Annotated in this window: 23 protein-coding genes; 10 read left to right on the forward strand and 13 right to left on the reverse strand. The window is 65.1% G+C overall.

What is annotated here, in order from left to right; all coding sequences use genetic code 11:
• Nucleotides 1–10 precede the first annotated feature (10 nt).
• The 5 genes from VOM14_RS24505 to VOM14_RS24525 all read right to left on the reverse strand — a co-directional run bounded on the left by VOM14_RS24505 (nt 11) and on the right by VOM14_RS24525 (nt 4,255).
• Nucleotides 11–733 carry an ABC transporter permease gene (locus tag VOM14_RS24505; RefSeq protein WP_327631343.1) on the reverse strand — a complete coding sequence of 241 codons (723 nt, stop codon included), beginning with the start codon at nt 731–733 and terminating at the stop codon, nt 11–13.
• 90 nt (nt 734–823) lie between these two features.
• Nucleotides 824–1,684, reverse strand: a complete 861-nt coding sequence (locus VOM14_RS24510) for a transporter substrate-binding domain-containing protein (RefSeq protein ID WP_327631344.1) — start codon at nt 1,682–1,684, stop codon at nt 824–826.
• A gap of 321 nt (nt 1,685–2,005) precedes the next feature.
• Nucleotides 2,006–2,686, reverse strand: coding sequence for a methyltransferase family protein (locus VOM14_RS24515; RefSeq protein WP_327631345.1), 681 nt, complete (start codon nt 2,684–2,686; stop codon nt 2,006–2,008).
• A 12-nt stretch (nt 2,687–2,698) separates the two neighbouring features.
• Nucleotides 2,699–3,535, reverse strand: a complete 837-nt coding sequence (locus tag VOM14_RS24520; protein ID WP_327631346.1) for an arylamine N-acetyltransferase family protein — start codon at nt 3,533–3,535, stop codon at nt 2,699–2,701.
• A 30-nt stretch (nt 3,536–3,565) separates the two neighbouring features.
• A complete protein-coding gene (locus VOM14_RS24525) occupies nt 3,566–4,255 on the reverse strand; it encodes a hypothetical protein (protein WP_327631347.1) in 690 nt (229 codons plus the stop codon).
• 334 nt (nt 4,256–4,589) lie between these two features.
• Between VOM14_RS24525 and VOM14_RS24530 the strand changes: the two genes are divergently transcribed.
• Nucleotides 4,590–6,077: a carbohydrate porin gene (locus VOM14_RS24530; protein ID WP_327631348.1), complete on the forward strand. Its 1,488-nt coding sequence runs from the start codon at nt 4,590–4,592 to the stop codon at nt 6,075–6,077.
• Nucleotides 6,078–6,120: 43 nt separating this feature from the next.
• Here VOM14_RS24530 and VOM14_RS24535 read toward each other — a convergent pair whose 3' ends face one another.
• Nucleotides 6,121–7,008: a LysR substrate-binding domain-containing protein gene (locus VOM14_RS24535; protein WP_327631349.1), complete on the reverse strand. Its 888-nt coding sequence runs from the start codon at nt 7,006–7,008 to the stop codon at nt 6,121–6,123.
• A gap of 102 nt (nt 7,009–7,110) precedes the next feature.
• On the opposite strand from VOM14_RS24535, the gene VOM14_RS24540 reads away from it, so the two are divergent.
• Nucleotides 7,111–8,043: a DMT family transporter gene (locus VOM14_RS24540; RefSeq protein ID WP_327631350.1), complete on the forward strand. Its 933-nt coding sequence runs from the start codon at nt 7,111–7,113 to the stop codon at nt 8,041–8,043.
• 25 nt (nt 8,044–8,068) lie between these two features.
• On the opposite strand, the gene VOM14_RS24545 is transcribed toward VOM14_RS24540, so the two are convergent.
• The 3 genes from VOM14_RS24545 to VOM14_RS24555 all read right to left on the reverse strand — a co-directional run bounded on the left by VOM14_RS24545 (nt 8,069) and on the right by VOM14_RS24555 (nt 10,202).
• Nucleotides 8,069–8,320 carry a Txe/YoeB family addiction module toxin gene (locus VOM14_RS24545; RefSeq protein WP_327631378.1) on the reverse strand — a complete coding sequence of 84 codons (252 nt, stop codon included), beginning with the start codon at nt 8,318–8,320 and terminating at the stop codon, nt 8,069–8,071.
• Between the two features lie 10 nt (nt 8,321–8,330).
• Complete coding sequence (locus tag VOM14_RS24550; RefSeq protein ID WP_327631351.1) at nt 8,331–8,624, reverse strand: type II toxin-antitoxin system Phd/YefM family antitoxin; 294 nt, start codon at nt 8,622–8,624, stop codon at nt 8,331–8,333.
• A gap of 279 nt (nt 8,625–8,903) precedes the next feature.
• Complete coding sequence (locus VOM14_RS24555; protein WP_327631379.1) at nt 8,904–10,202, reverse strand: MFS transporter; 1,299 nt, start codon at nt 10,200–10,202, stop codon at nt 8,904–8,906.
• A 222-nt stretch (nt 10,203–10,424) separates the two neighbouring features.
• Here VOM14_RS24555 and VOM14_RS24560 point away from each other — a divergent pair, with 222 nt between their 5' ends.
• The 8 genes from VOM14_RS24560 to mdcH are packed head-to-tail and all read left to right on the forward strand — an operon-like array spanning nt 10,425 to nt 17,410.
• Complete coding sequence (locus VOM14_RS24560; protein WP_327631352.1) at nt 10,425–11,198, forward strand: GntR family transcriptional regulator; 774 nt, start codon at nt 10,425–10,427, stop codon at nt 11,196–11,198.
• A gap of 8 nt (nt 11,199–11,206) precedes the next feature.
• Complete coding sequence (gene mdcA, locus VOM14_RS24565; RefSeq protein WP_327631353.1) at nt 11,207–12,868, forward strand: malonate decarboxylase subunit alpha; 1,662 nt, start codon at nt 11,207–11,209, stop codon at nt 12,866–12,868.
• Entirely contained in the window at nt 12,868–13,782 is a 915-nt protein-coding gene (locus VOM14_RS24570) for a triphosphoribosyl-dephospho-CoA synthase (protein WP_327631354.1), read from the forward strand. The genes mdcA and VOM14_RS24570 overlap by 1 nt, the downstream gene beginning before the upstream one ends.
• Before the next feature lie 5 nt (nt 13,783–13,787).
• Nucleotides 13,788–14,102 (forward strand): malonate decarboxylase subunit delta, encoded by a 315-nt coding sequence (locus tag VOM14_RS24575; RefSeq protein WP_327631355.1) that lies wholly within the window; start codon nt 13,788–13,790, stop codon nt 14,100–14,102.
• Nucleotides 14,099–14,986 carry a biotin-independent malonate decarboxylase subunit beta gene (locus tag VOM14_RS24580; protein WP_327631356.1) on the forward strand — a complete coding sequence of 296 codons (888 nt, stop codon included), beginning with the start codon at nt 14,099–14,101 and terminating at the stop codon, nt 14,984–14,986. Before VOM14_RS24575 ends, VOM14_RS24580 begins: the two co-directional genes overlap by 4 nt.
• The gene (gene mdcE / locus VOM14_RS24585; protein WP_327631357.1) at nt 14,983–15,798 is read left to right on the forward strand and encodes a biotin-independent malonate decarboxylase subunit gamma; all 816 of its coding nucleotides are present in this window, start codon (nt 14,983–14,985) and stop codon (nt 15,796–15,798) included. Before VOM14_RS24580 ends, mdcE begins: the two co-directional genes overlap by 4 nt.
• Nucleotides 15,798–16,490, forward strand: coding sequence for a malonate decarboxylase holo-ACP synthase (locus VOM14_RS24590; RefSeq protein WP_327631358.1), 693 nt, complete (start codon nt 15,798–15,800; stop codon nt 16,488–16,490). Before mdcE ends, VOM14_RS24590 begins: the two co-directional genes overlap by 1 nt.
• Complete coding sequence (gene mdcH, locus VOM14_RS24595) at nt 16,478–17,410, forward strand: malonate decarboxylase subunit epsilon (RefSeq protein ID WP_327631380.1); 933 nt, start codon at nt 16,478–16,480, stop codon at nt 17,408–17,410. Before VOM14_RS24590 ends, mdcH begins: the two co-directional genes overlap by 13 nt.
• A gap of 21 nt (nt 17,411–17,431) precedes the next feature.
• On the opposite strand, the gene yjfF is transcribed toward mdcH, so the two are convergent.
• The 4 genes from yjfF to VOM14_RS24615 all read right to left on the reverse strand — a co-directional run bounded on the left by yjfF (nt 17,432) and on the right by VOM14_RS24615 (nt 22,370).
• Nucleotides 17,432–18,529, reverse strand: a complete 1,098-nt coding sequence (gene yjfF / locus VOM14_RS24600; protein ID WP_327631359.1) for a galactofuranose ABC transporter, permease protein YjfF — start codon at nt 18,527–18,529, stop codon at nt 17,432–17,434.
• Complete coding sequence (locus VOM14_RS24605; protein ID WP_327631360.1) at nt 18,526–19,569, reverse strand: ABC transporter permease; 1,044 nt, start codon at nt 19,567–19,569, stop codon at nt 18,526–18,528. The genes yjfF and VOM14_RS24605 overlap by 4 nt, the downstream gene beginning before the upstream one ends.
• Nucleotides 19,566–21,173, reverse strand: coding sequence for a sugar ABC transporter ATP-binding protein (locus VOM14_RS24610; protein WP_327631361.1), 1,608 nt, complete (start codon nt 21,171–21,173; stop codon nt 19,566–19,568). The genes VOM14_RS24605 and VOM14_RS24610 overlap by 4 nt, the downstream gene beginning before the upstream one ends.
• A gap of 210 nt (nt 21,174–21,383) precedes the next feature.
• Nucleotides 21,384–22,370 carry an ABC transporter substrate-binding protein gene (locus tag VOM14_RS24615; protein ID WP_327631362.1) on the reverse strand — a complete coding sequence of 329 codons (987 nt, stop codon included), beginning with the start codon at nt 22,368–22,370 and terminating at the stop codon, nt 21,384–21,386.
• Nucleotides 22,371–22,489: the final 119 nt, after the last annotated feature.

The raw sequence follows: 22,489 nt of genomic DNA on the forward strand, positions 1-22,489 counted from the left end.
GCCGTTTCCGTCAGTTGCGCGCGAAGTTGCGCTTGAAGGACCGGCCCACGCGTGCTTCGGCGTGGTTGAAGACCCGGTTCGAGATGCTGGTCATGAGCAGATAAAGCGCGCCGCCGACCACGAAGAACGTGAAGTACTGATGCGTGGAGCCCGCCGCCACCTGACTCGTGCGCAGCAGTTCGGCGAGACCCGTGACCGAGATCAGCGCGGAATCCTTCAGGCTCAGTTGCCATACGTTGCCGATGCCGGGCAACGCGAAGCGCAGCACTTGCGGAATCAGAATGCGCCGCGCCATGGTCAGAGTCGGCATGCCGATGGAACGCGCCGCTTCCAGTTCGCCGCGCGACACGGCGAGCACCGCGGAGCGATACACCTCGGCCTGATACGCGCCCGAAATCATGCCGACGGCCAGCGCGCCGATCACGAACGGCGGCACGCCGACAAAGCCCTCGGCGCCGAACCACTGGCCGACGGTCGTCACGAGTGTCGAGCCGCCGAAGTAAAACAGATAGATGACGAGCAGTTCGGGCACGCCGCGAAACACCGTCGTGTAGGTATCGCCGATCACGCGCAGCGTGCGCGAGCGCGACAGCTTGGCCGCCGCGACGAGCGCGCCGAACAGCGCGCCGACCGCGAGCGCCGCGAGCGTGAGCGCGACGGTCATCAACGCCGCGAGCAGCAGCACGCCGCCCCAGCCTTCCGGCCCGAAGCCGAGCATCTCTATCAGAGCCATTCTCTACCTCTCATTCGTGACGGCGGATCGAACGGGCGGCATGCGCGAGTGCGAGCTTGCGCATGCCGCCTTCCTGCGACGTCTCGTGAATCAGGGCGTGACGTCGGTCTTGAACCACTTGGCGGATAGCTTCTTCACGGTGCCGTCGGCGAGCGCGGCGCTGATCGCGGTGTCGAACTTCGCCCTCAGGTCGGCGTCCTGCTTGCGGAACGCGAGGCCCTCGCCCGGCCCCCAGATCGGGCCGCCGATCTTCGGACCGGCCATCGAGATCGACGCCGTTTCCTTCTTGTCGATGTTCGCGGCGTAGTACGTCACGTCGTCGAACGATGCGTCGATGCGGCCGTTCGCGAGATCGAGATCGCGCTCCGGCGAAGTCTTGTAGACGCGGATCGTGGCAACGTCCTTGAAGCCTTCGTTGATGAACTTCGTGTACACCGTGCCCGACTGGATGCCGATGGTCTTGCCCTTCAACTGCTTGCGCAAGGCGTCGACGGTCGGCTGATCGGCTTTCGGATCGCCCGACAGTTTGACGACGCCCGCGCCGGGCGCGGCCTTCGGCAGCACTTTCGTGTCGGACACGGCAAAGGTGGCGGGCGTGGCCGCATACGGCTTCGAGAACGCGATGATCTTTTCGCGTTCGGGCGTGATCGAGATGGCGTCCATCAGCACGTCGAACTTGCCCGCTTGCAGGCCCGGAATCATGCCGTCCCAGTCTTGCGCAACCAGGTTGCATTGCAGCTTGATGCGCTCGCACAGATTGGCGACCAGTTCGGGCTCGAAGCCGCCCAGCTTGCCGCCGGGCAAGGTCAGGTTCCACGGCGCGTAGCCGCCTTCGAGCGCGATCGTCACCGTCTTCCAGTCTTTCGCCTGCGCCGGCGCCGCGAGGACCGCCGCTGCGCCGAGCACGGCGCCGATCAATGCTTTTGCTGCCGTGGTGCGTTTCACTTTCACGTCGAAACTCCTTTGATTGGGAAACCGTCGAACTGAATGCGGAGGGATGCAACGGGATGCGACTGGATGCGAAGCGCGCTTTTCGCTGCCGCCGAATTTGTATAGACAAGTCTGCATGAGACAAAAAGCCGTCGCAAGCGGATTCGCGCAAATTGGCCGGAATCATCGGGTAAGCCCCTAGATAATTCGGCAGGACAAGGCTCTGCGGGCGCTTGTCGAGCCAACGGGCGCACGCCATATCGCAAATAAGATGCGTCGGCCTGATGGGTTTTGTCTAGACAGGTTGAGAGCCGGGAGGCGAAGATGCGCCGCGACCGTGCGCTACCAGATGAACGGAACGAAACGAAAACGCACGCGCTTCATGTAGTCCGGATAGCCGTCGAGCGCGGCGGCCAGCACGCGTTCCTCGCGCACCGCGCGCCAGCCGAGGCCGCCCGCCATGACAGGCACGAACGCGAGTCCCCACCAGGAACCGAGCAGCAAAGGCGTGCCGACGAAGAACAACAGCGCCGCCGCATACATCGGATGACGCACGCGCGCGTAAGGACCGCTGTCGATCACCTTATGCCCACGGCTCGTTTGAATCTTCACGACCGGCGCGGCAAAACTGTTGGCCTGGAACACGAAGCGGCACATGAAGATGCAGAGGAACACGCACAGCGAACCGAGGCTCGTCAGCGCGACGGGCAGCGGCGCGGACCAGCGAAAGCGCACGGCGTCGAGGCCCATCACGATGAGCCACGCGCACCACACGAGCGCGACGCCCATCATGAAGTGCCGGTCCCAGCCGCTTTGCTGCTTCTGCATGGGCGGCGCGAGGCGCTCGGCGAGCAGGTCCGGATCATGGCGCGCGAGCCACACGCCGATCCACAAGCTCAGCGCGCCCAGCTCGATCACATACCACCACGCGGCCGGCCACGCGAGCGTGCCGGCCGCGCCGAACAGCAGCACGCCCATGCTCGCGAGCCACAGCACGGTTTGCACGACGAGGCGCGCGATCATGGCCGTGGCCGCTCAGGCTGAATCCGTTTGCGTGCGCACGCGCTTGAATACGCCGGCGATATCGACGTCGCCGGTATCGAGGCCGAAGCGCTCGCGCAGACACGCGGCGAGTGCTTCGGCGCTCGCAAGACGCTGTTCGCCGACCACGCTGCCGTCCGCCGCGCGTTCGTTCAACTGATCGTCGAGCAGCGTGAGCCGCGTTTCGGGCAACACGCGGCACACGATCAGATGGCTCGCGAAGATCGCATCCGGCGACGTGGACGTGTACCAGTTCGACGTTTCGTAGTCGATCCATTCCACCGGATGCAGATCGAAACGATAGACGCGCGACCAGGTTTCCTCGCGTGCCTGCACCTCCAGATCAAGCGCGTTGTGCGATGCGTCCGCGAGACGGAACACGCCGAGTTCCGTGGCTTGCGCGAGCCCCGGCGCGAGGCGCAGCGGCGACGTCAACGTGACGCTGCCGAAACCGACATCGGCGATCCATGCTTCGTTGTCGATATCGACACGCAATACCATGTGCGTGCGCGGCGGCATGGCGCCCGGTTCGCGGCCCCACAGCACGCGCCCGATCAACGGCGTCACGCTGAAGCCCAACTCCTTCAGCACATTCGCGAGCAGCGTGTTCTGCTCGAAACAGTAGCCGCCCCGATGATCGCCGACGAGCTTTGTCTCGATGGATTCGAGGTCGAGCTTCACCGCGCGGCACGTCAGCGGATCGAGGTTCTCGAACGGAATGGCGCGCGGATGCAACCGGTGGATTGCCCGCAGCACCTCCAGCGTCGGCGCGCGCGGGCCGTCATAGCCAATGCGTTTGAAGTAGTTGTCCAGATTCAGGATGTGTGACATCGGCAGGGTCCCGTGGGGTTTGCGCGGCTGTTACTGCCCGCCTCCGAGTGCCGACTTCGCAATAGACGGCACGCTGATTCCATTGCTGGTTGCAAACTGTACCGCGGAACTGAGCGTGGACATTAGCGATTGCAACTGGCCCGGCGCCGATTGCGCGATATACGACGCGCTTTGCGCCGTCTGCGGATTCATGCCGGCCTGCAACAGCGAGGAAGGATTCATCTGTCCGATGCTGCCGAGTCCCGACTGCAAGCTCGAATATTGACTCACGCCTTTACCGAGCGAGGACAGGCCGTCGGTAAAGGCCTGCTTGTTGACCGGCGTTTGCGATGCGCCCGCCGCGCCGCCGGCACGGCTCGCGAATGCCTGCGTGAGCGTTTGCGACAGCGACTGCTGCGTGCTGCCCACCTGCGTCAACTGACTGACCGACGGCGTGCCGCCGGCGAGCAGGCCGGCCGCCTGCTTCGCCTGGCCGGCGGCGCTGCTCATACCCATCGCGGAAGCAAGGCTCGACTGGCCGCTCAGCACCTGCTGATTCGCGCCCACATAAGTTTGCAGCAACTGCGAGACGCCGCCCGACGACGCCGCGCCGCCAGCATCCGCCGAACTATCTCCGCCGCCGATGCCGAACTGCTTCAGATTCAGCTGTGCATGAGAGACGCCGCTCGCGAACAGGCCCGCGCTCGCCAGCAACGAAATCAAGAGGATGCGCTTCTTCATAATCTAACTCCTTGTAAAAGGCTGCGGAAAACGTGTGCGGTTCGACAGCCGGCAGCGCGACGCGTTCGCATGAATTCGTCGAATATCCGCGCGCCGCCCGGCTCCCGGTGCTCTTGCCCTCACGCATCGTTCCGTGTCGTTGACGCGTCCAGGGCGCGTCGGTACGATCGCGCAAGCCTCGCCGCTTCCGCGAACCGATGCCGGCATGCGCCCGTTAAAGAGCCACTTAAAGAGCCACTTAAAGGGCCACTTAATGAGCCATTTAACGCCGCGATGCGCGCGAATCGGTCCAACCCATCGAAACAGTCTCGATACAACACCGACAAGGCTCTTGATGAAGGTCGCCTCCTCCATCCGCCGCGCCGCGACTGCGCGTTCACACTCGCTGCCGCTCCGGCGTGCCGTGCTATGCACCGCGTTCGCGTGGGCTTCGGCTTCATCGGCGGCCATGGCTCAGGCTGCTCCCGATGCCGCGAGCGAAGCAACCGGCACCCGCGCCGACGCAAGCAACGCGCCTGCGGGCGAGCCGACAGGCTTCTGGAACCGTCCGCAGATGCTCGGCGACATGGGCGGCCTGCGCCCGTGGCTCGGCAAATACGGCGCGACATTCACGCTCACCGAAACCAGCGAACTGCTCGGCAATCTGCGCGGCGGTCTCGCGCGCGGCGTCGCGTACGACGGCTTGACCACCGCGACCGTGCAACTCGATACGGAAAAAGCGTTCGGCTTGCCCGGCGGCCAGTTCAACGTGAGCGCCTTGCAGATCCACGGGCGCAATCTCAGCAGTGACAAGCTCGGCACCTTGAATACGGCGAGCGGCATCGAAGCTCAGGACGCGACTCGTCTGTGGGAGCTGTGGTATCAGCAGTCGTTCCTCGACAAACGCGTCGACGTGAAGGTCGGTCAGCAAAGCATCGACCAGGAGTTCATCACCAGCACGAACTCGGCGTTATTCATCAACACGATGTTCGGCTGGCCCGCGCTGCCCTCGTACGACATGCCGTCGGGCGGCCCGGCGTATCCGCTGTCGGCGCTCGGCGTGCGCGTGCGCGGCCAGTTCGCGCCTTCGTTGACGGCGCTTGCCGGTGTGTTCGACGGCGACCCCCTCGGCAATAATCCGAACAACCGGAGCGGCACGAACTTCAACCTGCATAACGGCACGCTGTTCATCGGCGAATTGCAGTATGCGGTCAATCAGCCGGCCGACGGCGATACGGCTAGTGCGGCTGGTGCCGACCACGGCGGTCTGCCGGGCACATACAAGATCGGCGTCTGGTACAACAACGGCCGTTTCGCGGATCAGCGTTACGACAGCAACGGCGTATCGCTCGCGAGTGCTTCGTCGACCGGCGTGGGCGCGAACCATCGCGGCGACTACAGCTTCTACGCCGTGGCCGACCAGACGATCTGGCGTCCGAACCCGAACGAGGCACGCAGCCTCGGCGTATTTGCGCGCGTGATGGGCGCGCCGGGGGATCGCAACCTGGTGAGCCTCGCGGCCAATCTCGGCGTCGTGCTGAAAGCGCCGTTCGCGGGCCGCGACAACGACAGCGCGGGCCTCGCGCTGACCTACATCAAGGTTGGCAGCCACGCGCGCGGACTTGATCAGGATTACCTGGCGTCGAGCGGCGGCCCGTACGGCGTGCGCAGCAGCGAAACTGCGCTCGAAGCGACCTATCAATATCAGGTCACGCCATGGTGGATGCTGCAAGCCGACGCGCAATACACGTTCAATGCGGGCGCCGGTCAGAACCCGAACGACCCGGCCAGGCCGCTTCGCAATACGTTCGTGATCGGCGTGCGGACCAACATCGCGTTCTGACGCAACCCTGCAAATCAGCGCAGGCAAGCGCCGATGCGCCGCCTCACGAGGCAGCCGACAACCCGCGCGGCTGCCCGCGCAGCGACAGATCCTGCATCATTTGCGCGGCCAGATAATCGCAGGTGGGACGGTCCGATTTCGCACTGCGCGCCACCACGATTTCCAGCGGCTCGATCTTCGGCAGTCCCTGCGCTTCGCCGAGCACGGCGAGCCGCGGCGGCACGCTGCAACGCGTGAGCGCCACCACCGACAATCCCGCGTCCACCGTTGCCACGAGACCCATCAGGCTCGCACTGCTGAAGGCCGCGCGATAACGGACGCGCGCGCCGTCGAGCGCGGCGAGCGTGTGCTGGCGCGCCACGCAGCCGGGCTCGTAGAGTCCCACGGGTAACGGCGAGGCCGCCAGCACCGGCGTGTCGACAGACGCGCCCACCCACACCATCGGCTCGCTGCGTACGAATTCGCCGCGCAGTTTGCGGTCGCGCGTGACGAAGGCCAGATCGATCTTGTTGTCGGCGAGCATGGGCGCGAGCGACGTGCTTTGCGCGCAGACAATTTCAATTTCGACGTGCGGATACAGATTCGAAAAGCGCCGCAACACCGGCGACAACAACGACGACACGTAGTCGTCCGGTGCGCCGAGCACCACGCGTCCCGTCACTTCGGGCCGCACGATGGCCGACCACGCTTCCTCATGCAAGGCCAAGACGCGACGCGCATATTCGAGCAGCGTATTGCCGGGCCGCGTGAGCGACAGATTGCGTGTGTTGCGCGCGAACAGCGTGGCGCCGAGCATGGTTTCGAGCCGCTTGATCTGCATGCTGACCGCGGCCTGCGAGCGGTGCACATTCGCCGATGCCTTCGTGAAACTGCCCGTGTCCACGACCGCAACGAAAGTGCGCAGCAGGTCGACGTCGAAATCGGGGTGCATGATTTATCAATTCCGCTTATGGAATTTCTCAATTTAATTCGTTTGCGCGTGCCATGCAAGCCGCGCAAAATTCGAGGCATCACGTTACGGAGATCACCTCGCATGTCCCTCACCCCACGTCAACACGGCGCCATCACGCTGGCGAGCGGCGGGCTTCTGATGGGCACGATCGGCATCTTCGTCGAGGAAGCGCGGCTCGGTGCGCTGACCCTGGTGTTCTTCCGCTGTCTGTTCGGCTTTCTCTCGCTGGCCGCGTACTGCGCATGGAAAGGCTTCTTCACGCGCGCGCATTTCACGCGGCGCACGCTCGTGCTTGCGTTGATTTCGGGCGTGCTGATGGTGACGCAATGGGTCGGCTTTTTCGATGCGATTCATCGCACGAGCATTGCGGTCGCGACCGTGGTGTTTCACGTGCAGCCGTTCTGGGTCGTGCTGATCGGCGCGGCGCTTTTCAACGAACGGCTCGGCGCGGACCGGCTCGGCTGGATCGCGACCGCCTTCGTCGGGCTCGTGCTCGCGTCCGGCGTGGTGGCCACGGAGAATCTGCAAGGCCATACCCGCTATCTGATCGGGATAGGCGAAGCGTTGGCGGGGTCGGTGCTCTATGCAAGCGTCACGCTGATCGCCAAAGGGCTCGGCGATTTGCGGCCTCATCTGCTGACGCTCGCGCAATGCGCGGTCGGCGTGGTGTGCCTGCCGTTGATCGCGCCATTCATCGAGCCACTCAGCGCGGCGCATATGAGCCCGATGCAGTGGTTCTGGGTGATCGGCATGGGCATCCTGCACACAGGGCTCTCGTATGTGCTGATTTACGGCGCGCTGCCGAAGCTCACCACACCGATCATCGCCGTGCTGTTGTTCGTCTACCCGCTCACCGCCATTGCCGTGGATGCGCTCGTGTACGGCCGCGCGCTTTCGCTGCCGCAGCTCGCAGGCATGGCGTTGATCGTGATGGCGAGCCTGGGCGTCAATCTCGGCTGGCCGCTTTTTTCACTGCTGCTTCGCGGCGGACGGGCGCGGCGCCACGCGGAGTGATTCCGGCCGCGGCCGCCCCGATCGCTCATGGGTCGTAGTGAAAGCGGCAGGCAATCACGAAGATCTTTCCGGCTTTAGGCAAATACACGAGCCGATCCGCCAGCGTGATGCGGCGCGACCAGAAGCCGCTCAGGCTGCCGGCCAGCGGCTGCGGCTTGCCGCTGCCGGAAAATGGATCGCGCCGGCATTCCTCCAGCAACGTGTTGATTTTTTGGACGACCTTGCGATCGCATTCCTGCCAATGTAGATAGTCGTCCCAGGCTTCGTCGGTAAACATAAAAATGCTGTCAGCCTTTGCGGCCTCCTCGTTGCGTCTTTTGTGGTGGTTCATCGGTCAGCAGTTCGCGCGCAGTCGCACCGCCTGCGTTCAACTGGGCAATGGATTTCGCGAGCCGCTGGGCATTCTTCGACGAACTCAACAGATACAAGGTCTCCTGCATCGCGTTGAAATCTTCGAGCGAAACCATGACGACATTCTCGCCGCTCTGTCTCGTGATGAGCATGGGCGTGTGGTCGCGGCAAACGTCATCCATTGCTTGCTTGAAGCCGGCGCGCGCCTCGCTGTAAGTAAGGACGTTCATGGGTCGTTCGGCCTGAGAGGTTGCCCTCGGGCCGCTCCTGTCAAAAGTTAGGGACGCTTTCGCCGCCATTCGGATTGCCTGTGCGGCGAGGCTGTCAACTCAACCGCGGCCCAGATAAACGACACCTGAGCCACGAGAATCATTGTACAGCTCACCGTACAGAACAACCAACCCGGAACAGCGGAGGAATACGTCGTCTAACGGATCGACAGGATGCCTCGTTGCGTCCGCGCGCGCCAGTCAGCCGAATGGCCAACCCTCGGGCAAGCCCTGCCAGGCCTACTGCGGCAGCACTTCGCCCTTCGTCTCCGGCGCGAACGGAATCACGAACAACCCGGCGATGAAGGCAAGCGCCGTCAGCGCCACCGGCAGGCCAAGCGTGTGCATATGAAGAACCGCCGCGCCAAGCAGAAAATTCACGCCCGCGCCGACGAAGCGTCCGAACGACGTGCAGAATGCAAACGCCGTCGCACGGACACGGGTTTCGAACTGCTCGGGCAGCCACAAGCTGAAGAGCGCGAAATTGCCGCCGAAAAAACCCAGCACGAACAGCCACGCGATAAACGGCGCGAGCCCGTTCGGCAAATAGAACGCCCAGCCGAAACTGCCGATGATCGCCACCGCCATCCCCGCGAAGTAGAACGCGAGCGTCTTGCGGCGGCCGATGCGCTCAGCGAGCGGCGGCAGCGCGAGACAGCCGAGAATCGTGCCGATGGACAACAGCCCCGTGGCAAGCGACGCCATCCGGATCGAGTCGTTCTTCGCCATGCCGGCCTTGGCCGCGAGCTGAATCACCGCCGACGGCTCGTACACCGCGCCGGCCCACAGGCCGATGATGGCGATCGTCAACAGAATGCACGCGACCCATGTGCGCCGCCGATACGCCGGCCCCATGATTTCGCGCAACGGCTTCGCGCGTTCGGCGCGCGCGTCGGCCCGCTGCCATTTCTCGGACTCCTTCACGCGCAGCAAGATCAGAATCGCGACGACGACCGGCACCGCGCCCGTCAGGAACATCGCGCGCCAGCCGAAGTGCACGCCGACCGTGTAATTGAGCGCCGCCGCGAGAAAGAACCCCGCGTAATAGCCGGTTTGCAGATAGCCGGCGCCCATCTTGCGCCGGTCTTCCGGCCACGCTTCCGCCACGTAGGTGCCGGCCAGCGCCCATTCGCCGCCAATGCCCACGCCGGCAATGAAGCGATAGATGCCGAGTTCCCACACGTTGTGCGAGGTCGCGGAAAGTCCGGTGAAGATGGCGAACGTGAAGATGGTGCCGGCGAGCACTTTGGTTCGTCCGAAGCGGTCGGCAAGCGGCCCCCAGATGAACGACATGCCCCAGCCGACCAGGAAGAGCGCGAACAGAATCGAACCGGCGAGCCCGATATTGGCCGGCGTGGCCTCGTAACCCGAGCGCGGCAGCAACTCGGCCAGCGCGGGCGTGAGCACCAGCGCGTAGATGAACGAGTCCATGCCGTCGAGGGTCCAGCCGGCCCACGCACCCCAGAAACCCGCTATCTGCGAACGATTCAACGGCGTGCGACGCCGTGCGACCGACGTGCGGTCGGTAACTGAACTCATCATGCTTCTCCTACGGTTTGCCTACGTGACTGGACGGAAACAACGGGGACATGAAACGACGAGATGAGCGCGCTGGTTGATGGCGGCTTGCCGCTTGCAGAAACGGCTGGCACCGGCGGGAATCCGGCAGAGACTCAGGAGAGATCCGGCACGGAAGCGGAGGAAATTTCCGGGTTTGCCCGCCCTTTAATTCGCGTCTTTTTATATATAATATTTGAACTTATGAACGACGCAACAGATGGTTTTCCCCTGGACGCCCCGGCACGCGGCCCGCTTCTTCCGGCTGCCGCGCCGCGCGAGAGCACGTCCCGCGTGATTGCGGAAGCGCTGCGCGAGGCGATCATCGACGGCACGCTGGCGCCTGGCGCACCGCTGCGCCAGGACGCGATCGCGCGGCATTTCTCGGTCAGCGCGATTCCGGTTCGCGAGGCGCTGCGCCTGCTTGAAACCGAAGGCTGGGCAAAGGTCGCCGTGCACAAAGGCGCGACGGTTGCGCCCTTGTCGGCGGATGAAGCGCGCGAAATCTACGAGATCCGTTCGGCGCTGGAAAGTCTCGCCATCGGGCTCGCCATTCCCCGACACACGGCCGCCACGCTGCGCGAATCCGCCGCGCTGCATCGTGCCGCCGAGCGCGAGCCGGACCCGTCGCTCTATGTCGCGCGCAATGCCGCGTTTCACATGAGCCTGTACGCGCCGGCTGCGCGTCCGCAACTGGAAGATCTGATCGGCGTGCTGCATCGGCGCGGCGAGCGCTACTTGCGTCTGAAGTTCGGCTTGCCGTCGTATAAAGGCGAGTCCGACCATGAACACACCGAATTGCTCGATGCCGTGCGCCGCCGCGACGTGCCGGCCGCGCAGGCGCTCGTCGTCGCGCACCTGCTCGGCACGGGCGAGCTGCTGCACCGTTTTCTGACCGAACGCGCGCAGGCGGAAGCCGCGCTCGCGAACCGACCCAAGCCGCGCGGCCGACCTCCGCGCATCACCACCGGGAGTTGATTGAGCCGATGAACCGACCCGCCGAAGCGTCATCCGCCGCGCGTTCGTGGACCACGCGCCGCGACGAAAAGAACCGCCGCCTCGCGGCCATTGCGCCCTGGCTCGAAGACGGCGTGCTGCCGCCACACCGCATTGTCGATGCGCTCGAAACGCTGATCCAGCCAGGCGAGCGTGTCGCCCTCGAAGGCGACAATCAGAAGCAGGCCGACTTCCTGTCGCGCTCGCTCGCCAAAGCGGACCCGCAGAAACTTCACGACGTGCATCTGCTCATTTCGAGCATCAGCCGGCCTGAGCATCTGACGCTGTTCGAGCGCGGCATCGCGCATAAAGTCGACTTTTCGTTTGCCGGGCCGCAGAGCCTGCGGGTCGCGCAACTGCTCGAAGACGGGCAACTGGAAATCGGCGCCATTTATACATACGTCGAACTTTATGCGCGCATGTTCGTGGACCTGACGCCGCACGTCGCGCTGCTCTGCGCGGAAAAGGCCGACCGCCACGGCAATCTCTACACCGGCCCAAATACCGAAGACACGCCGACCATCGCCGAAGCCGCCGCGTTCCGGCATGGCATCGTGATCGTGCAGGTCAACGAGATCGTCGACGAACTGCCGCGCGTGGACATTCCCGGTTCGTGGGTCGACGTGGTCGTGCAGGCGGACCGCCCGTTCGCCGTCGAGCCGCTTTTCACGCGCGATCCGCGCCATATCGGCGATCTCCAGGTGCTGACCGCGATGATGGTGATCCGCGGCATCTACGAGCCGTACGGCGTCACTTCGCTGAATCACGGCATCGGCTTCGATACCGCGGCGATCGAATTGCTGCTGCCCACTTACGGCGAGTCGCTCGGCCTGAAGGGCAAGATCTGCCGCAACTGGACGCTCAACCCGCATCCCACGATGATTCCCGCCATCGAATCCGGCTGGGTCGACAGCATTCATTGCTTCGGCAGCGAAGTGGGCATGGAGGCGTATATCGAGGCGCGTCCGGACGTGTTCTTCACCGGCAACGACGGCAGCCTGCGCTCGAACCGCGTGCTGTGCCAGCTGGCGGGGCAATACGGCGTGGACCTTTTTATCGGCTCGACGTTGCAGATCGACGCGGACGCCAATTCGTCGACGGTGACGCGCGGGCGTCTCGCCGGCTTCGGCGGCGCGCCGAACATGGGCCACGACCCGCGCGGCCGGCGTCATTCGAGCGAAGCGTGGCTCAAGCTGCTGAAGGACACGGGCCCGGTGTCGCGCGGCCAGAAACTCGTCGTGCAACTGGCCGAAACCTACAAGAAAGGCGGCGAGCCGACTTTCGTCGATGAACTCGATGCGGTCGCGGTCGGCGCGAAAAACGGCATGCCGGTCGCGCCCGTCATGATTTACGGCGACGACGTGAGCCATGTGGTGACGGAGGAAGGCATCGCGCATGTGCACAAGGCCGAGGGCATCGACGAACGGCGCGCGGCGATTGCCGCCGTCGCCGGCGTGACGCCGATCGGTTTGCGCGCGAAGCCGGAGAAGACGGCGGAGTTGCGCCGGCGCGGCATCGTCGCGTATCCGGAAGATCTGGGCATCCGGCGCGGCGAAGCGAAGCGCTCGCTGCTGGCGGCGCGCAGCATCGACGACCTCGTCACGTGGTCGGGCGGTTTGTATGCGCCTCCGGCTCGTTTCAGGAGCTGGTAATGCGCGCGGCAACTGCTTTGCTCGCCCGCGAAGAACCGCCCGATACGCAGTTCACAAAGCGCCCGCTCGCGTTGCCCGATGCCGCGCAACTCGCCCGCTACGCCGTCACCGCGCTGATCGAAGAAGCCGAACTCACGCCCAAGCCCGCGCTCGTGGACCGGCGCGGCAGCGGCGCGCATCGCGACCTCGATCTGCCGATCATGCTGCGCTCCGCGCGTGCGCTCGAACCGACCTTCGCCGCGCTCGCGCGCGCGGCGCGCCGCCGCGGCGAACCGTCCGCGCTGTTGCGCACCGAACTCGCGCAGATCGGCCGCGCGGGCGAGCAGGATATGCTGCGCGCCACGGGCGGCAGCAACGCGCATCGCGGCGCGATCTGGATCGTCGGGCTGCTGGTCGCGGGCGCGTCGTTGCCCGATGCCGCGGCCCGGCCCGATGCATCGACCATTTGTCGACGCGCGGCGCAGATCGCGTGCTTCCCCGACCGTTTCGCGGCGCAGGCCGACAGTCACGGCGAACGCGCGCGCCGACGCTATCAGGTCGGCGGCGCGCGGCGCGAAGCGCAAGAAGGCTTTCCGCATGTGAACGGAATCGGCTTGCCCGCACTGCTCGCGGCGCGCGCGCGCGGCATCGACGAAAATGCCGCGCGCATCGACGCGCTACTCTCGATCATGGCCTCGCTCGACGACACCTGCCTGTTGCATCGCGCGGGTCTGGCGGGCTTGCAGGCGGGCCGCCACGGCGCGCGGCGCGTGCTGGAGGCCGGCGGAACTTCGACGCGCGAGGGCCAGGCCGCGCTCGCCGCGCTCGAACACGAACTGCTGTCGCTCAACGCATCGCCCGGCGGCGCAGCCGATCTCCTCGCCGCCACTCTCTTTCTCGACATGCTGGCGCATCACGACGCCAGCGGGAGCTGAGCCACATGGAACATCTGACCTTCGACTATCCGGCGCAACGCGCCGTCACGACCCGCGCGCATGTCGGCGTGGTGGGTTCGAGCGATCTGGAAGTGCTGCTATCGCCCGCTGATAACGCCAACGCGCTCGCCGCGCATGTCGTCGTGCGCACCAGCGTGGACGGCTACAGCCACATCTGGAAAAGCGTGCTCGACCGCTTTTTCACGCGCTACGACGGCGCCGCGCACATCGAAATCAACGACTTCGGCGCGACGCCGGGCGTCGTCGCGTTGCGTCTCGCGGAGGCGGTGGAAGCCGCCGAGCAGGGAGACGCCGCATGAGCACGGCCGCGAGCATGCATAGCGCGCCGCTGCTGCGCGACAGTTTCATTGAATTGCCCGCGCGCGAGCGCGCCCGCTCGCTGCTCGATGCGGGCAGCTTCCGCGAATTGCTCGGCCCGTTCGACAGGATCGAGTCTCCGTGGCTGCCGCTACAAGGCGTCGTGTGCCAGGCGGACGACGGCTGCGTGATCGCGCGCGGCACGATCGACGGCCAGCCCGCCGTGATCGCCGCAATCGAATCCGCGTTCCAGGGCGGCAGCATCGGCGAAGTGTCGGGCAGCAAGATCGCCGCGGCGCTCGAACTGGCGTTGCGCGATTGCGAGCGCGGCCAGATCGTGCGCCCGGTCGTGCTGTTCGAAACCGGCGGTGTGCGGCTTCAGGAAGCCAACCTCGGCCTCGCCGTGATCGCCGAAATTCAGGCGGCCATCGTCGCGCTGCGCCGGCATGTGCCGGTGGTCGGCGTGATCGCGGGCATGGTCGGCTGCTTCGGCGGCATGTCGCTCGCGGCGGCGCTGTGCTCGTACCTCGTCGTGACGCGGCAAGGACGGCTTGGCATGAACGGGCCGGAAGTGATCGAGCAGGAAGCGGGCATCGACGAACTCGACGCCAGCGACCGGCGCCGCGTTTGGCAACTGATCGGCGGCGAACAACGCGTGGCGGCGGCGCTGGCCGATCAACTCGTCGACGACGACGCCGACGCCGTGCGCGCCGCCGTGCATGACGCGTTTCGCGCGGGCGTGCCCGCCGCGCATCGCAGCGAACAGGTCGAGACGTTCTTGCAAAGGCTCGCGCGGATCGATCCCGCGAGCGTCACGCCGCACAGCATGCGCGAGGTCTATGCCGCGCAGTCCACGCCAATCCAGCCGCGCAAGGAGCAAGCATGAGCGACACGTCATTGAGCCGCGGCGCGCGCTGGTTCCGCGCGCTCGCCGGAGAACCCGACAGCGCGGCGCCCGTGTGGAGCGGCGACGCGCCGCTCGGCGGCGAGCGCGCGCGCTTCATCACGGTCGTGCCCGATCCGGCCAACCGCTTTCCACGCGCGACCGACAACGTGGTCGGACTCGAACAAGGCTGGCGGCTTGCGCAAACCGTGCGCGAAGCCATCGCGCAAGACGCGGCGAGCGGCACGCGCCGCCCGATCGTCGCGATCGTCGATGTGAAAAGTCAGGCCTACGGCTATCGCGAAGAAATGCTCGGCATTCACCTTGCGTGCGCCGCCGCCGTCGATGCCTATGCGTCGGCTCGCGACGCCGGGCATCCGGTGATTGCGCTGATCGTCGGGCCCGCCATGTCGGGCGCGTTTCTCGCGCATGGCTACCAGGCGAACCGCATCGTCGCGCTCGACGCGCCCGGCACGATGGTGCACGCGATGGGTAAGGAAGCGGCCGCGCGCGTGACGCGCCGCACGGTCGAAGCGCTCGACGCGCTCGGCGAAACCATCGTGCCGATGTCTTACTCGATGGCCTCGTTTGCGAAGCTTGGGCTGCTCGATCAACTGATCGAAGGTGTCGATGCGGACGCGCCCAACGCCGGGCACATCGCGCGCGTGCAGCAGGTGCTGTGCGAGCAGATTCGCGACGCGCGCACGGGGAGCCGCGATCTGTCGCGCCGGCTGGAATCGGCGCAGGCACAGAAGAACCGCGCGGCGTCGATCGAAGTGCGGCGGCGTCTCGCCGAACAATGGGATGCCCTGTGATGCAGGTCTGCGCAGCGCCGCCCTTCGTGCGCGAGTCCGCCGTGTCGTGCGACGCGCGCTGGCGGCCGCATGATCTGCTGCGCTTGCAGCGGCTGCCTGCCTTCGACGGCGAGCCGGCATGGGTGCGCGACGCCTTCGCGCGCGCGCCATGTGCCGTCGTGCGGCGCGCACTCGCCGCGCGGGAATACGTTGCGATTGGCCTGCGTGGCGCGCGGCGTTCCCAGCGCTACGGCACGTGGGCGGCGTCGGCGGACATTCTTGACGCTGTCGCGCCGGAAGCGTTGGCGCGCGGACAACCGCTTGCCAGGCGTGGCGCGTTGCCCGCTTTCATCGCGCTTGCCGCGTTGCAGCAGAATGCACGGAGCCCTTTGCACGAATTCGTATGGGGTCCGACAGGCAGCGCCGGTTTTGAACTCGCAACGAAGGTGGAAACCGTCACGGAGTCGAGCGATCTCGATCTATTGATTCGGATGCCGAATCGATTGACGCGTGAATTCGCTGCCTCGTTACTGGACCATTTGCAAACGCTCGCGCGTGAAACCGGCATCCGCGTCGATGCGCAACTCGAAACGCCCGAAGGCGGCGTCGCGCTCGTCGAGTGGGCCGCGGGGAAATCTCGCGTGATGGCGCGCCACGCGCGCGGCCCGCAACTGATTGTCGATCCATGGGCCGACGCGTCATGCTTGCGCTGATCTTCCCCGGCCAGGGCGCGCAGACCGACGGCTTTCTGCACCGTCTGCCGCAGCACCCCGCCGTGCAGTCCACGCTCGACGAAGCCTCCAGCCTGCTCGGCGCAGACGTGCTCACACTCGATGCACCCGACGCATTGCGCTCGACCGTCGCCGTGCAGTGCGGCCTCACCGTCGCGGGCGTCGCCCTCACCCGCGCGCTCGCCGATGAAGGTTTCATGCCGGACATGAGCGCGGGCTTGTCGGTCGGCGCGTATCCGGCGGCGGTGAGCTGCGGCGCGCTCGATTTCCCTCATGCGCTGAAGATGGTGCGCCGCCGCGCGGAATTGATGCAAGCCGCGTATCCGTCGGGCTACGGTCTCGCGGCGGTGTCGGGCTTGAGCGAACACGAACTCGCGACGCTCGCCGCGCAGCATGCCAACGAAGGCGAGCCGCCCGTCTATATCGGCAATGTGAATGCGCCGCGCCAGATCGTGATGGCGGGCGCGAATGCCGCACTCGACAGCTTCATTGGCCGCGCGTTGGCGGCGGGCGCGCGCAAGGCGACGCGCCTCGCGGTGAGCGTGCCGTCGCATTGCGAATTGCTCGCCAACGCGACCGACGAACTCGTGGCGTACGCCCGCTCGATTCCCTTTCACGCGCCGCGCAGCGGCTATATCGGCAATCGCGGCGGCCGGCCTTTGTATACGGCCGACGCGATTCGCGACGACCTCGCGACCAATATGCGCTATACCGTGCGATGGTTCGACGCGCTCACCGTGATGGAGGAAATGGGCGCGCGCGTGTCGATTGAAGCGCCACCGGGCCAGGTATTGACGGACATCACGCGCGAGCACTATCCGGACATCGCCGCGCTCGCGGCCAGCACGTTTGCGTTCGAACGGCTGACGGCGACGGCGCGGCGGCGCCTCGACAGCGAGTAAGCGGGCACTGCGGCGCGTCGCCTAGGCCTGTTCGGGCGCGCGTCCTATCGCGTGCGAGTCGGATGCCGTCGAGGCTTCGTCCTGCGCGCGCTCGCGCCCCGACGTCACCACCGCGCCGGTTCCGCCGGGCCGCCGCACCGACTTGGCATGGCGCTCGATCAGGCGCTGCAGCAGACAGAACGCGCATAGCAGCGCGCCGATCACGATGCGCGTCCACCAGGAACTGAGCGTGCCGTCGAAGGTGATCAGCGTCTGAATCGTGCCGAGAATGCCGACGCCGAAGAGCGAGCCGATGACATAGCCCACGCCGCCTGTCAGCAGCGTTCCGCCAATCACCGTCGCGGCGATGGCGTCGAGTTCCATGCCCTGCCCTTGCAAGCCATAACCGGACAGCACATAGAACGTGAAGACCGCGCCGCCGAGCGCCGAGCAGAAGCCGCTCAGCGCATACACGCCGACGCGCGTGCGCGCGACCGGCAAACCCATCAGCAGCGCCGAGCGCGCATTGCCGCCGACCGCATACACGTTGCGGCCAAAGCGCGTGAAGTGCGCGACGTAAATCGCGCCCAGCAGCGCGACGAACGCGATCAGCACGTTGGCGCTCACCGAGCCGACGCCAATGTCCAGCCGGAATGCGGAGATTGCGTGGAAGGCCGGATCGTTGATCGTGATCGACTGCGTGGTGATCAGAAAGCACAAGCCGCGAGCGAAGAACATGCCGGCCAGCGTAACGATAAACGCCTGCAAGCGGAAGAAGTGAATCAGCGCGCCCTGGACGGCGCCGAACGCGGTGCCCATCACAAGAACGATCGGCAAGATGATCCATACCGACAGATGCAGATGTTCGCTCAACACCGCCTCTACGATAGTTGTAAGCGCAACCACGGAACCCACCGACAGATCGATTCCGCCCGACACGATCACGAAGGTCATGCCGATTGCGACGATCAGCAGGAACGCGTTGTCGACCAGCAGATCGAGCAGCACTTGCCACGAGAAGAAGCCGGTGTACATCACCGAGCCGAACCCGAATAGCGCGCAGAACAGCAGGATCGTGACCGCAATGGGCAGCGTGCGCGGATCGACAACATGAGCCCATGCTTCGAGAAGTCGTCTCATCGCGCCACCCCGCGCTTTCTGATTATAAGCATACCGAACGATATGGCGAGCGAGCGCGCGGCCGGCGACTGGATCACGCTTACCGCGAGCACCACGGCGGCCTTTACGACCAGCGTCGCCTCCGGCGGCACGCCGATCGAATACGTCGTGTAAGTCAGCGTCTGGATGATCAGCGCGCCGAGCACCGTGCCCGCGAGACTGAAGCGGCCGCCGAGCAGCGACGTGCCGCCGAGCGTCACCGCGAGAATCGCGTCGAGTTCGAGCAGCAGGCCTGCGTTGTTGCCGTCGGCGCTGCGCACGTTCGAGCTGATCAGGATGCCCGCCACCGCGGCGGTCAATCCCGAGAAGCCGTACACCGCGAAGACCAGCGCTTTGGAGCGCAATCCGACGAGGCGCGTCGCGACCGGATTCACGCCGATAGCGCGGATGAACAAGCCAAGCGCTGTGCCTTCGACAAGCGCTGCCGTTGCGAGCACCGCGAGCGTGGCGATCCACACGGAACACGGCACGCCGAGCCAGTATCCGCCGCCGACGAACAGATAGCCGGGTGCGCCGATTGGAATGATCTGGCCCGCCGTCAGCAGTTGTGCGATGCCGCGCCCCGCCACCATCAGGATCAACGTGGCGATGATCGGCTGCATGCCGACAAAGGACACCAGCACGCCGTTCCACATTCCGCTCAGCACGCCGACGAGCAATGCCGCGAGCAATGCTTGCGCGACGAGTCCGCCGGTCGGCAGCGGCTGCGTCGCGAGCAGCGTGGCCGCCGCCGCGCCGGCGATCGCCACCACGGCGCCCACCGAGATGTCGATGCCGCGCGTCGCGATCACGAGCGTCATGCCGGTCGCCACGAGCGCCAGCGGCGCGGCGCGATTCAGCACGTCGATTGGCGCGCCGAACAGATGGCCGTCGAGCAGACGCAGCGACAGGAAATGCGGATTCACCCACAGGTTCAGCGCGCACAACAGTGCCAACGTCACGCACGGCCAGATCAATAGACGCTCGACGCCGTCGCGCGCGAGCCAGTTCGATAGCTTCATTCGCCGCTCCCCGCGATGAGTCGGTAGATATTGTCCTCGTTCGACGCATGGCCCGCGACCTCGGCAATCTTGCGGCGGTCGCGCAACACCGCCACGCGATGACTGACGCGCAGCACCTCGCCGATCTCCGACGAAATGAACAGGATGCTCAGGCCGTTTGCGCACAACGCGAGCAGACGGTCCATGATGTCGAACTTCGCGGCGATGTCGATGCCACGCGTGGGTTCGTCGAGAATCAGGAGTTTCGGATCGGTGGCAAGCCAGCGCGCGAGCAGCGCTTTCTGCTGATTGCCGCCGGACAGCAGTGCGATCGGCTGTTCCGCGTCCGAGGCCTTGATGCCGAGGCGCTCGATCCACAGGTCGGCCAGTTCGCGCGCGCGTTGGCGGCTGATCTTGCGCCACCAGCCGCGCCTCGCCTGCAACGCGAGCACGATGTTCTCGCGGATCGACAGGTCCGCGACGATGCCCTCTTTCTTGCGGTCTTCCGCGCAATACGCGATGCCATGGCGCACCGCGTCGTGCGGCGAGCGCAGACGCACGGGCTTGCCGTCCACGAGCAAGGTGCCGCTGTCGGCGCGGTCCGCGCCGAACAGCAGCCGCGCAGTTTCCGTGCGGCCCGAACCGAGCAGGCCGGCGAGACCCAGTATCTGGCCGCGCCGCACGTCGAGATCGATGGGTTGCAATGTGCCGCACCGGCCCACGCCGCGCAGCTCGATAAACGCAGGCGCTGCCTGTTTGCCTTGCGGATGCTCGCCCGCATCGGATGCTTCGTGCGCGGCTTCGCGCAGACGCGCGCTCATGCGCTCATGACCGACCATCTTCGAGACGAGTTGATCGGCAGGCAGATCGCGCGCGAGATATTCGCCTTCTCGCTCGCCATTGCGCATGACCGTGATGCGGTCTGAAATGGCATACGTCTGCTCGATAAAGTGCGTGACGAACAGGATTGCAATGCCAGATTGCTTAAGATGTCGAAGTATTTTGAAAAGCTGCGCGACTTCGCTGTCGTCGAGACTCGACGTGGGTTCGTCGAGTATCAGCACGCGCGCGTCCACGGAAAGCGCTCTTGCAATCGCCACCATCTGTTGCACGGCGATCGGGTAGGCATCGAGCGAACGTGTGACGTCGAGCGAGATATCGAGCCGCGCAAGCGCGGCTTGAGCGCGCCGTTTGATGTCGGACCAGTCGATCGCGCCGAAGCGCCGAGGTTGCCGGCCCGCGAAGATATTCTCCGCGACCGACAGGTTCGGGCACAGGTTCACTTCCTGATAAAGCGTGCGCACGCCGGCCGCCTCGGCTTCCTGCGGGGACGCGAACGCGACCACTTCGCCCGCCAGACGGATCGTGCCGGCGTCGGGCGCGAGAACGCCGGTGAGCACGTTGATCAAGGTGGATTTGCCAGCGCCGTTCTGCCCCATCAGCGTGTGAACTTCGCCGGGGAACAGGCGGAAATCAACGTTCTGCAGCGCTTTCACGCCCGGAAAGGTTTTGCTCACGCCGGTGGTGGAGAGAATCGGGTCTCGGGCGTTGGCGTTGGCGTTGGCGTTGGCGGAAGCGCACGCGCCCATGGCCGGCGGATTCGGTTCGGAAGCGGGATGCGTCATAGACCTCGCTCGATCGGCGTTGCGTTGATGCGGCGCGCTCCAGCATCGCGGACCTTGGGTGAAAAGAGACCGTCCGCTGCCCAAGCAATCGGACGGTCAGGCACCGCTGGAGAACTTTTTCGATCTGTCGTTACTGTGCTTATCCGCGTTTCTGCCGTGGTGCTGTGATTTTTATTCACGCATATTAATAAGGCAGCCTAACTACATTGTTTAATACTTGCGTGTCGGCAATGTCTGCGCCGCAACGCTCATCGGGAAGACCGTCTCTTGCGTGAGAATGCGCTTCGGCAAAGGCTTGCCGGCCACCACATCCTTTACCGCCGACATCAGCTGTGGACCAAGCAGCGGGCTGCATTCGACATCGACATTCATCTTGCCAGCGGCCATTGCCTGGAAGCCGCCTTTGGTTGCATCGAACGAAACGACGGTCACATCCTTGCCCGGATGCATGCCGGCCTCTTCCATCGCCTGGATAGCGCCCAGCGCCATGTCGTCGTTATGCGCATAAACCACATTGATCTTGTTGCCGTAGCTCTTGATGAACGCTTCCATGACCTGCTTGCCGCCGGCCAATGTGAAGTCGCCACTTTGCGAGGCGATGATCTTGAACTTCGGATCGCTCTTGATCACTTCGATAAGGCCCGCATGCCGGTCATTCGCTGGCGCGGAGCCGACTGTCCCCTGCAATTCGGCGATGTTCACCGGACCTTGCGAATCCTTATAGTGGTCGGCGAGCCATTTGCCGCCGCGTCGTCCTTCTTCCAGAAAATCCGAGCCGATCATCGTCACGTAAAGCGAGGTGTCTTTGACGTCGATGTTGCGGTCCGTGAGGATCACCGGAATCTTCGCAGCCTTGGCCTCGCGCAGCACCGGTTCCCAGCCTGACTCGACGACCGGCGAGAACGCGATCACATCCACTTTTTGTGCGATGTACGAGCGAATCGCCTTAATCTGGTTTTCCTGTTTTTGCTGCGCGTCCGAGAATTTGAGTTTGATTTTCGCTTCGGTGGCCGCGGACTTTACCGACTCGGTATTAGCGGTTCGCCATGCGCTTTCCGCGCCGACCTGCGCGAAACCCAGCGTGATCGGTTTGTCCTGCGCGTAGGCGCCCGGCGTGGCCAGCGTCAGCGCACCCAAACCCGCGCACAGCGCAAGCGCGCCCAACGCACGACATGCGGCGCGTCGTGTATTCGCCATGACTGTCTCCTGATCGTTGTTGTGTAGGCGATCCATCGAATCCGCCCGGCCGTCGCGGCACTCACGGTGTGTGGATCGTGATGTAGCGTAGTGTGCGGGGCGTTAACAGTCCAATCATA

Source organism: Paraburkholderia sp. MPAMCS5 (assembly GCF_036016995.1).
Lineage (GTDB): Bacteria > Pseudomonadota > Gammaproteobacteria > Burkholderiales > Burkholderiaceae > Paraburkholderia.